The following is a 9,648-nucleotide window of genomic DNA, read 5'->3' as shown; positions in this document are numbered from 1 at the left end:
CCCGGCACGACTCCCACACGTCCTCGCCGACGCTCTCCCCAGCCCACTCACCCTGCATGAACACAAGACTGGCCCCACTCCACCCGGAGCGGGGCCAGAACCCAACATTTTCAGCAATCTTCTAGGGTCTGTCCGGCGGATCGTCGCGGGCCCACGAAGATCCGCCGGAGAGGCCCTAGCGGGCCCGCTCCTCCACATACGCGTTGTACGCCGCCACCTGCGCCCGCCGGGCCACCCGCTCCACCGGCCGCAGCGCCTCGCCCCGCGCCGCCATCTCCGACGCGCTCACCGCACCGCCGTGCCCGTTCTCGTACGCCACCGAGATCAGCAGCCCGACCCGCTGCGCCAGCTCCAGCACCCGTACCGCCCGCGGCGGGTACCCGGGGGCCAGCACCTCGCGCCCGCGCTCCGCCCGTGCCCGGTACGCGTCCACCGCCGCCTCGGCCACCGGCCCCGACCCGGCCACGTCGAGCCGGGACAACAGAGCCGTCGCGTCCCGCAACGCCTCCGCCAGTTCCCGTTCCGCCTCGCCCAGCGACGGGACATCGGCCGGCGGCGCCTCCCGTACGGCCAGGCAGTGCCACACCACATCCACGTGCAGATCCCCGGCCGGCCCCGCCTCGCGCACCTCGGGCACCAGCCCGTACGGCGCACCGTGGGTGACCACGGCCTCCTCCGCGTCCAGCGCCCGGGCGTTGAAATCGGCCGGACCGCTCAGTCCCAGCGGATGCCCCGGCACCGGCAGCGCGACCCGGAACCCGCTCACCCCCAGCGACCGCAGCCGCCCCAGCGCGAACGTGAGACCGACCGGTCCCGCCTCACCGGGCAGCCCCTCGACGCGGTGCACCGCGTCCTCCCCGACGATGGCGAGCGCCGCGTCGTCCGGCGACACGAGCCCCGCGAGCAACGCGTTGCCCCAAGCGGCCAGCAGACCTGAGCGTGGTTCCGAAAGCATGCCGACAGCTTAGAAGCTCCCGCCACACCCCCGTCTGCCGCACGACGACGGGCCCAGCGCCCTCCGCACTCCCGCGGTGGCGTAGGTTTTCCCTGGGAGCTGTGCCTACAGGCACGCGACGATCTCGACACTGCATGGGGAGACAACGCGCTCATGAGCGATGTACTGGAGCTGGTGGACGTATCCGTGGTCCGCGACGGACGCGCTCTGGTGGACGACGTCTCCTGGTCGGTCAAGGAGGGGGAGCGCTGGGTCATCCTCGGCCCCAACGGCGCCGGCAAGACCACCCTGCTGAACATCGCGTCCAGCTACCTCTTCCCCAGCAAGGGCAGCGTCACCGTCCTCGGTGAGCGGCTCGGCGGCGTCGGCACCGACGTCTTCGACCTGCGCCCCCGCATCGGCATCGCGGGCGTCGCCCTCGCCGACAAGCTCCCCAGGCGCCAGACGGTCCTGCAGACGGTGCTCACCGCCGCCTACGGCATGACCGCCACCTGGAACGAGAACTACGACAAGGTCGACGAGGACCGGGCCCGCGCCTTCCTCGACCGGCTCGGCATGACCGAATACCTCGACCGGAAGTTCGGCACCCTCTCCGAGGGCGAGCGCAAGCGCACCCTGATCGCCCGCGCCATGATGACCGACCCCGAGTTGCTCCTCCTGGACGAGCCCGCCGCCGGTCTCGACCTCGGCGGCCGCGAGGACCTCGTCCGGCGCCTCGGCCGGCTGGCCCGCGACTCGTACGCCCCCTCCATGATCATGGTGACCCACCACGTCGAGGAGATCGCCCCCGGCTTCACGCACGTCCTGATGATCCGGCAGGGCAAGGTGCTCGCCGCCGGCCCCATGGAGACCGAGCTCACCTCCCGCAACCTCTCCCACTGCTTCGGCCTGCCGCTCGTCGTGGAGCACCAGGGCGACCGCTACACCGCGCGCGGACTGCCGCTCGCCTGAGCCGGTACGGCGGCCCGGCCGCCGTACCCGCCCGGTTGCGCCCTGTCTTTAGAGGTGTCCGCGGTCCTACGATGGCCGCGTGGACATCGACGCGTGGGTGTGGTGGCTGATCGGTGCGGTGGGACTGGGTATTCCGCTCGTCCTCACCGCGATGCCCGAGTTCGGCATGTTCGCCGTGGGGGCGGTCGCCGCCGCGGTCGTCGCGGCCCTCGGCGGCGGAATCGTCGCCCAGGTCCTGGTCTTCGTCATCGTCTCGGTGGCGCTGACCGCCGTGGTGCGTGCGATCGCCGGCAGACAACGCGCGGACCGCGCGCCCCAGCACGCCACCGGCATCGACGCCCTGAAGGGCCGTCAGGCCGTCGTCCTGGAACGCGTGGACGGCGGGGGCGGCCGCATCAAGCTGGCCGGGGAGATCTGGTCGGCCCGCGCGCTCGACGCCGGAATCAGCTTCGAACCGGGCCAACAGGTCGATGTGGTCGACATCGACGGGGCGACGGCCGTCGTCATGTGACCGAACGGCCCCCACACCAAGGCGTGTTCTGTCAGACTCGATGACGATCATCAACCGAAGGGCACGAGGAAACGATGCAACCGATCATCATCGTCCTGATCATTCTGGTGGTGCTCGTCTTCATCGCTCTGATCAAGACGATCCAGGTCATCCCCCAGGCCAGCGCCGCCATCGTCGAGCGCTTCGGCCGGTACACCCGCACCCTGAACGCAGGCCTGAACATCGTCGTCCCGTTCATCGACTCGATCCGCAACCGGATCGACCTGCGCGAACAGGTCGTGCCCTTCCCACCGCAGCCCGTGATCACCCAGGACAACCTGGTGGTCAACATCGACACCGTCATCTACTACCAGGTGACCGACGCCCGGGCCGCGACGTACGAGGTCGCCAGCTACATCCAGGCCATCGAGCAGCTCACCGTCACCACGCTGCGCAACATCATCGGCGGCATGGACCTGGAACGGACCCTCACCTCCCGCGAGGAGATCAACGCGGCCCTGCGCGGAGTCCTGGACGAGGCCACCGGCAAGTGGGGCATCCGCGTCAACCGCGTCGAGCTCAAGGCGATCGAGCCGCCCACCTCCATCCAGGACTCGATGGAGAAGCAGATGCGCGCCGACCGCGACAAGCGCGCCGCCATCCTCCAGGCCGAGGGCACCCGCCAGTCCGCGATCCTCACCGCCGAGGGCGAGAAGCAGTCGGCGATCCTGCGCGCCGAGGGTGAGGCCAAGGCCGCCGCCCTGCGCGCCGAGGGCGAGGCCCAGGCCATCCGTACGGTCTTCGAGTCCATCCACGCCGGCGACCCGGACCAGAAGCTCCTGTCGTACCAGTACCTCCAGATGCTGCCGAAGATCGCCGAGGGCGACGCCAACAAGCTCTGGATCGTGCCCAGCGAGATCGGCGACGCCCTCAAGGGCCTGAGCGGCGCCTTCGGCAACCTCGGCTCCGGCGTACCCGGCTTCAACACCGGCAAGGAACGCCGGGAGGAACCCCCGCTCGACTGACGTGTACACCCCCGTGCATGATCGGTCCAGCAAGCACCGATCATGCACGGGGGATACGCCATGTCCATCTGGGAGATGCTCGCCGTCTTCGCCGCGGGAATCAGCGCCGGCACGATCAACACGATCGTCGGCTCGGGGACGCTGATCACCTTCCCCGTGCTGCTCGCCACCGGCCTGCCCCCGGTCACCGCCACGGTCTCCAACGCGCTCGGCCTGATCCCCGGCTCCATCAGCGGCGCGATCGGCTACCGCAAGGAACTCGAAGGCCAGCGCCCCCGTGTCCTCAAACTCACCGTGGGCGCCCTCGTCGGCGGCCTCACCGGCGCCACCCTGCTCCTCGCCCTGCCCTCCACGGCCTTCGAGACCATCGTCCCGGTCCTGGTCGCCCTGGCCCTCGTCCTGGTCATCCTGCAGCCGCGCATCAGCAGAGCCGTCCAGCAAAGGCGCGCCCGCACCGGCACTCCGGCCCACCCCGACGGCGGCCCCCTGCTCTTCATCGGCCTGACGCTCGCCAGCGTCTACGGCGGCTACTTCACCGCCGCGCAGGGGATCATCTACCTCTCCCTCATGGGCATGCTGGTCGACGACACCATGCAGCGCCTCAACGCCGTGAAGAACGTCCTCGCCGCCGTCGTCAACAGCATCGCCGCGCTCTTCTTCCTCTTCGTCGCCGACTTCGACTGGACGGCCGTCGTACTGATCGCGGTGGGCTCCGCGCTCGGCGGCCAGATCGGCGCCAAGGTCGGCCGCCGGCTCAGCCCCGCCTTCCTGCGCGCCCTCATCGTCACGGTCGGCACGGCGGCCATCGTCCAACTGGTCCTCCGCTGACGGACCGAAGCCCGCCTCCGCACGGAGGACGGGCTTCGGACACGTCGTCGGGCGTACGGCGGCTACGCCGCGGACTGCGCCAGCCACTCCGGCAGCGCCGACCGGTCACCGGCCCCGAGCGCCAGCAGCATCGCGTCCGCCGGGGACGGCACGAACGGCTGCCGCAGCAGCGGCATCCCCGCCTGCTCCGGCGTACGGGCCGCTTTGCGGTGGTTGTCCTCGGCGCACGAGGCCACCGTGTTGAGCCAGGTGTCCTGCCCGCCCTGGGCCCGCGGCACGACGTGGTCGACGGTGCTCGCACGTTTCCCGCAGTACGCGCACCGGTGCTGGTCCCTGACCAGCACACCCCTTCTGGACCACGGGGCCTGTCTTCGGAACGGCACCCGTACGTACCGGCAGAGCCTGATCACCCGGGGCAGCGGGATGTCCACGGCGGCCCCGCGCATCCGCAGGCCGGGGTGCGACTGCTCGACGACGGCCTTGTCCTGCAGAATCAGCACCACCGCACGATTCAGCGTCACCGTCGACAGCGGCTCGAAGCTCGCGTTCAGAACCAGCGTGTCCCGCATCCCGCCCACCTCCCGTGTGCCGGCCGCCCCCTGGCAGGCCCGGATCAACTCTGGCCGGGCGGGCCGTGATGGACAACGCATTAAAAAACGCCCTGCCCTGATCTCTCCAGGACCAGGGCAGGGCAAACGGCTGAGGAAGTTTTCGTCTCAGTCGGTTTCGGCGGGCTCCGCGTATTCGGCGATCAACTGGGCGCGGCCCAGGGTGTGGAACCGCAGGTTGAAACCGACCGCCGCGGGCGGGGCGTCACTGTCGGGACCGAGCTTCTCGCTGTCCACCGCGTACACGGTGAACACGTAGCGGTGGTTCTCCCCGGCCGGCGGAGCGGCCCCGCCGAACTCCTTCGTCCCGTAGTCGTTGCGGGCCTGTACGGCACCGGCGGGCAGCCCCTCGAACTTCCCGCTGCCCGCACCCGCCGGGAGCTGTGTCACCGACGCCGGGATGTCGAAGACCACCCAGTGCCAGAACCCGCTGCCCGTCGGGGCGTCCGGGTCGAAGCACGTCACGGCGAAGCTCTTCGTCTCCGCCGGGAAACCCTCCCACCGCAGCTGCGGCGAAGTGTTCCCGGCCGCGTACACCTGTGCGTCCGCAAGCACGGCCCCCGGGGCGATGTCCTCGCTCACCACCGTGAACGAGGGAACCTCCGGGTGGAAGTCGTGCGGCAGCGGCGCCCTCTTCGGCTCGGTCACGTCAGCACCTCTCTGTCGGCTCTGTCGGCTCTGTCGGTCTGGTCGGCCTGTCGGCTTGCTCGGGAGATCTCTCTCCCTCCGACACTAGAGCCAGTTGCGCTGACCGCCGACCTGAGCCAGCCACTGGTTCAGATATGCGGCCCAGTCGGTCTCGTGGAAGTCGTGCAGACCCACCCTGAAAGCGCGGTACGAGTCGCTGCCCTCGCTGAAGAGACCCGCCTTCTTGTCCATCTCCAGGACGACGTCCATCTCGCGGTCGTCGGCGACGAACGACAGCTCCACCTGGTTCAGCCCCCGGTACTGCGACGGCGGGTAGAACTCGATCTCCTGGTAGAACGGCAGCCGCTGACGCGTGCCGCGGATGTGGCCGCGCTCCATGTCCGCGCTGCGGAAGCCGAAGCCCAGCCGGCCGAAGGCGTCGAGGATGGCCTCCTGGGCCGGCAGCGGGTGCACGTTGACGGGGTCGAGGTCGCCCGAGTCCAGCGCCCGCGCGATCTCCAGCTCGGTGGTCACCCCGATGTCCATGCCGTGCAGGTGCTGACCCGCGAACATGGTGATGGGCGTCTCCCACGGGATCTCCAGGCCGAACGGCACGACGTGGACCGCCCCTGCCCGGACCTCGAAGGCGCCGCCGAGCCGCAGCTTGGTGAACTCGATGTCCTGCTTGGTCTCGTGGTCGTGGCCCTCGACCTCGACCCGGGCCTGAAGACCTACGGAGAGCCCCTCGATCTGCTGGTCCACGGACCCGCCCTGGATGCGCACCTCACCCTGAACGACTCCGCCCGGGACGACGTTGAGCTCGGCGAGCTCCGTCTCCACCGAAGCGCCACCGGCACCCATGCTCGCGAGCAGCCGCTTGAAGCCCATGTCTTCTCCTCCTAGATCCTGACCCCTACATACGCGCGACGATCACGGTCGGTTCCCGCTAACCTCGACCCTCATGATCGACAGCCCGGACCGTACGCCGCTGACGCGGGATTTCTTCGACCGCCCCGTTCTGGAGGTGGCGCCCGACCTCCTCGGCCGGACTCTGGTCCGCAGCACGCCGGACGGCCCGATCGCCCTGCGCCTCACGGAGGTGGAGGCGTACGCGGGCGAGATCGACCCCGGCTCGCACGCCTTCCGCGGCCGCACGCAGCGCAACACCGCGATGTACGGACCGCCCGGCCACGCGTACGTTTACTTCACGTACGGCATGTCAAGGCGATCAGCATGAACGTTGCCCTCCTCGCTCGCCCTGCTGAAGAAGTCGCCCCCAGGCTGCTCGGTGCCATCCTCACCCACGAGACCCCCGAGGGAACCGTGAGTATCACCATCACGGAGACCGAGGCGTACTCCGGTACGGCCGACCCGGCTTCACACGCCTACCGGGGCAGGACACCCCGCAACGCCGTCATGTTCGGGCCCGCAGGACACCTGTACGTCTACCGGTCCCACGGCCTCCACTGGTGCGCCAACGTCGTCACCGGGACGGACGGCATCGCCTCGGCTGTCCTCATCCGGGCAGGCAGGGTCATCGAGGGGGAGGACCTGGCACGCAAGCGACGAGGGGAGAGGGTCGAGAGCCCACGCCTCGCCCGAGGTCCCGGGAACTTCTGTCAGGCACTCGGCATCACGGGGGAGCACAACGGCGCAGACCTCCTGACAGGTACCTCGGTCATGTTGTCCGAGGGTGAGTCGGTGCCTACCGCGCTCATCCAGGTTGGTCCTCGGGTAGGCGTGAGCAAGGCGCACGACTGGCAACACCGGTTCTACCTCGCCGGTGATCCGACGGTCTCGGTGTACCGGCTGAGCCCGAGAGCCAAGCCGTCCGCCGGGGCCTGAGCCGCTGTGCGCCTTGCTCACGGCCCGCCGGTGAGTCGGCGCGGAGTCGGACCAGAAGTTGCGTGATCGTTCGCGAGCGCGACGTGTGACGCGTTCCTGGCCGGTCGACTGCCGACGTGCGCCGACTCGGACCGGACGGGTGGGTGTGACTGGGCACTCCAGTTGGCATTTGAGCAGCTGAGTTGGGATCTTGTCCCTGCCTGGTGCATGCGAACCAAAGCAACAGACGCAGATCTGGGCCGGTCAGACGTAGGGGTGGGTGGATGAGCGCAGATGTGGAGCGGGAGGGCTGGGAGCTGCGATCCGGAGAAGGCGTGGGGCCGCTGAAGTTCGGGATGTCTCCAGCCGAGGTCGCCGACGCACTGCTGGTCTCTGGGCCTCTGGCGCGGGTCGGTGGTCCGTACGAGCAGGAAGATTTCCCGGACGGGGTGCAGGCGTTCTACGACGCGGGCAAGCTTGCATGCGTCGCGCTGGATGCAGTCACCGGTCCGCAGGTCTTCCTGGCCGGCTTCCCGTTGGCAGGAAGCGATCCAGTGCAGGGCCGTCAGTTTCTGCTGGACCACGCCGCGGAGCATGGGAACTCGATTCTTTACACCCCTGACGAGTCGCTTTCCCTGACCGATCTCAGACTTCTTCTGCGTTCGCAGCGGGTCGGGAAAGCGCGCCTTACACGTCCACTTTTCGTCAAGGAGGAGTGGCTGGAGTCGCAGTACTTCCGAGACCACCTTCCGCTTGAGGATGTCTCAGGCTGAGCGCTCGATCTGGCGAGCGGTGCCAACTGGAGTGCTCAGTCACAGTGGGGGATGGCTGGCTACATCAGAGGGCGGTGCGCCTCTCGGACGCGGCAGTCTCCTCGGCCAGCAGTTCGGCCTCTCGATCCTCGTCTCCGGTGTCCGTGGCCGGTGCCGCGTTCCACTCCTCGGCCTTGTCGATGACCTTCCGGACCACGAAGGAGTCAAGAGCATCTGCCGGGCAGGTGATGCACCGGCCACCTGAACAGGTGTAGATGCGGTACCGCTCGCCTGCCGCGTTCTTCTTGCTCCACCCCTGAGTGGCGACGGCCTGACACTTCGAGCAGCGGACGACGCCAGACAACAAGGCCTTGCGCTTGCCGCCGCCGCCCGTGTTGCGCTCGGGATCGCTCAGGTAGCGGACCAGTGCCCGGAACATGCCCTCGGAGACGATCGCCTCCCAGTTGCCCGCACCGGTCTCCCCGGTCAGCCGCACGCGCTTCCCGTCCGGCTTCTCGACCCACTGCGAGTACGTCTGGATTCCCGCGTTCCTCGGCTTCAAGAGGACACCCCGAAGGTTCGAGCTGCGCCACTCCTTGCCGTGCGGCGAGAGCAGTCCACGGGCGTTCCAGTCCTTCGCGATGGACCAGAGGGAGACACCGGTCAGGACATCCCGGTACGCCTGCCGCAGGGCTTCCGCCTCTGCCTCACGGTGCCTGCCGTCGCGCTCGAAGCCGAAGGGGCGAGTACTCCAGAACGGCCTGCCCGACTCTCTACGGCGCTGGTGTCCGAGTACCTGACGCTCTACTCGCATCTCCGTCTTGTTGCGAGCCACCACAGCGCCGATGCGAGCAGCCAGACGGCCGGACGGGGTGGACAGATCGAGCACTCCCTGGGCCTGCGTAAACGTCGAGTTTCGGCCCGTAATGACAGAGAACTGGCCAAAGGGCCGGCGCGCCTGGCGGCGGCCCTGGACATCGGCCGGGCGCTGGACGGCACCGACGCCATCGCCCACGAGGGCGCCGAGCTGTCCGTGCTCCACGGCACGCCGCCACCCCGTGACCAGGTACGCAACGGACCGCGTACCGGAGTGGGCGGCGACGGGGCGGTGCACCCATGGCGGTTCTGGATCGGCGGTGACCCGACGGTGAGTCCGTACCGCGCCCACGTACCGCGCCGGAGGTCAACTTGACTCGCCCATGCGGGGCACCTAATGTTGACCGAGTCGCTTGACACGGGTACAGCTGTTGGTTCGGTCCATCGGATCGCACGCCGCGCCTACCCGAAGCGGCCAACCACTACCTACGACTCACCCCAGAGGGTGCGGATTTCGGCATGCCGGAATTCGGTCCCGCTGACTCGATTATGAGTAACCGGGAGAATCCGCTAAAGTAGTGGACACGCCGAAAGGGAAACGCGAAAGCGAAGAACCGGAAAGCGAAAAAGCAGGGCCCGCTTCGGCCGGGAATCGGACACGAAAGAGTCTGATAGAGTCGGAAACGCAAGACCGAAGGGAAGCGCCCGGAGGAAAGCCCGCAGGGGTGAGTACAAAGGAAGCGTCCGTTCCTTGAGAACTCAACAGCGTGCC

At 68.8% G+C, this 9,648-nt stretch carries 11 protein-coding genes and 2 pseudogenes; 8 read left to right on the top strand and 5 right to left on the bottom strand.

Annotated elements, in window-relative coordinates; all coding sequences use genetic code 11:
- Window positions 1-175: 175 nt before the first annotated feature.
- Window positions 176-955, bottom strand: a complete 780-nt coding sequence (locus E6P78_RS32105) for a hypothetical protein (protein ID WP_136207148.1) — start codon at window positions 953-955, stop codon at window positions 176-178.
- A 153-nt stretch (window positions 956-1,108) separates the two neighbouring features.
- Here E6P78_RS32105 and E6P78_RS32100 point away from each other — a divergent pair, with 153 nt between their 5' ends.
- From E6P78_RS32100 to E6P78_RS32085, 4 genes are all read left to right on the top strand, one after another.
- Window positions 1,109-1,906 (top strand): ABC transporter ATP-binding protein, encoded by a 798-nt coding sequence (locus tag E6P78_RS32100; protein ID WP_136207147.1) that lies wholly within the window; start codon window positions 1,109-1,111, stop codon window positions 1,904-1,906.
- Between the two features lie 79 nt (window positions 1,907-1,985).
- Window positions 1,986-2,417, top strand: coding sequence for an NfeD family protein (locus tag E6P78_RS32095; RefSeq protein WP_136207146.1), 432 nt, complete (start codon window positions 1,986-1,988; stop codon window positions 2,415-2,417).
- A gap of 74 nt (window positions 2,418-2,491) precedes the next feature.
- Window positions 2,492-3,421, top strand: coding sequence for an SPFH domain-containing protein (locus E6P78_RS32090; RefSeq protein ID WP_136207145.1), 930 nt, complete (start codon window positions 2,492-2,494; stop codon window positions 3,419-3,421).
- A 60-nt stretch (window positions 3,422-3,481) separates the two neighbouring features.
- Window positions 3,482-4,249: a sulfite exporter TauE/SafE family protein gene (locus tag E6P78_RS32085; RefSeq protein WP_136207144.1), complete on the top strand. Its 768-nt coding sequence runs from the start codon at window positions 3,482-3,484 to the stop codon at window positions 4,247-4,249.
- Window positions 4,250-4,311: 62 nt separating this feature from the next.
- Here the strand turns inward: E6P78_RS32085 and E6P78_RS32080 are convergent, their stop codons facing one another.
- The 3 genes from E6P78_RS32080 to E6P78_RS32070 form a co-directional block, all read right to left on the bottom strand.
- Window positions 4,312-4,818, bottom strand: a complete 507-nt coding sequence (locus tag E6P78_RS32080; RefSeq protein WP_136207143.1) for an HNH endonuclease — start codon at window positions 4,816-4,818, stop codon at window positions 4,312-4,314.
- Window positions 4,819-4,965: 147 nt separating this feature from the next.
- On the bottom strand, window positions 4,966-5,505 hold the full coding sequence (locus E6P78_RS32075; RefSeq protein ID WP_136207142.1) for a YbhB/YbcL family Raf kinase inhibitor-like protein: 540 nt from the start codon (window positions 5,503-5,505) through the stop codon (window positions 4,966-4,968).
- An 84-nt stretch (window positions 5,506-5,589) separates the two neighbouring features.
- Complete coding sequence (locus E6P78_RS32070; protein ID WP_136207141.1) at window positions 5,590-6,372, bottom strand: sporulation protein; 783 nt, start codon at window positions 6,370-6,372, stop codon at window positions 5,590-5,592.
- Between the two features lie 73 nt (window positions 6,373-6,445).
- Here E6P78_RS32070 and E6P78_RS32065 point away from each other — a divergent pair.
- From E6P78_RS32065 to E6P78_RS32055, 3 genes and pseudogenes are all read left to right on the top strand, one after another.
- A pseudogene (locus E6P78_RS32065) lies at window positions 6,446-6,703 on the top strand (DNA-3-methyladenine glycosylase); the annotation flags it as partial.
- Between the two features lie 14 nt (window positions 6,704-6,717).
- The gene (locus E6P78_RS32060) at window positions 6,718-7,329 is read left to right on the top strand and encodes a DNA-3-methyladenine glycosylase (protein ID WP_136207140.1); all 612 of its coding nucleotides are present in this window, start codon (window positions 6,718-6,720) and stop codon (window positions 7,327-7,329) included.
- A gap of 263 nt (window positions 7,330-7,592) precedes the next feature.
- Complete coding sequence (locus E6P78_RS32055) at window positions 7,593-8,081, top strand: hypothetical protein (RefSeq protein WP_168712761.1); 489 nt, start codon at window positions 7,593-7,595, stop codon at window positions 8,079-8,081.
- Window positions 8,082-8,145: 64 nt separating this feature from the next.
- On the opposite strand, the gene E6P78_RS32050 is transcribed toward E6P78_RS32055, so the two are convergent.
- A complete protein-coding gene (locus tag E6P78_RS32050; RefSeq protein WP_240799460.1) occupies window positions 8,146-8,874 on the bottom strand; it encodes a recombinase family protein in 729 nt (242 codons plus the stop codon).
- A gap of 87 nt (window positions 8,875-8,961) precedes the next feature.
- Here E6P78_RS32050 and E6P78_RS32045 point away from each other — a divergent pair.
- Window positions 8,962-9,252: pseudogene (locus E6P78_RS32045) on the top strand (DNA-3-methyladenine glycosylase); the annotation flags it as partial.
- Between the last annotated feature and the right edge of the window lie 396 nt (window positions 9,253-9,648).

The organism is Streptomyces sp. A0958 (genome assembly GCF_004795035.1).
In the GTDB taxonomy this organism is placed as follows: Bacteria; Actinomycetota; Actinomycetes; order Streptomycetales; family Streptomycetaceae; genus Streptomyces.
Note: the sequence above shows the minus strand (reverse complement) of the source record. Positions and strands in the feature narration are given on the sequence as shown.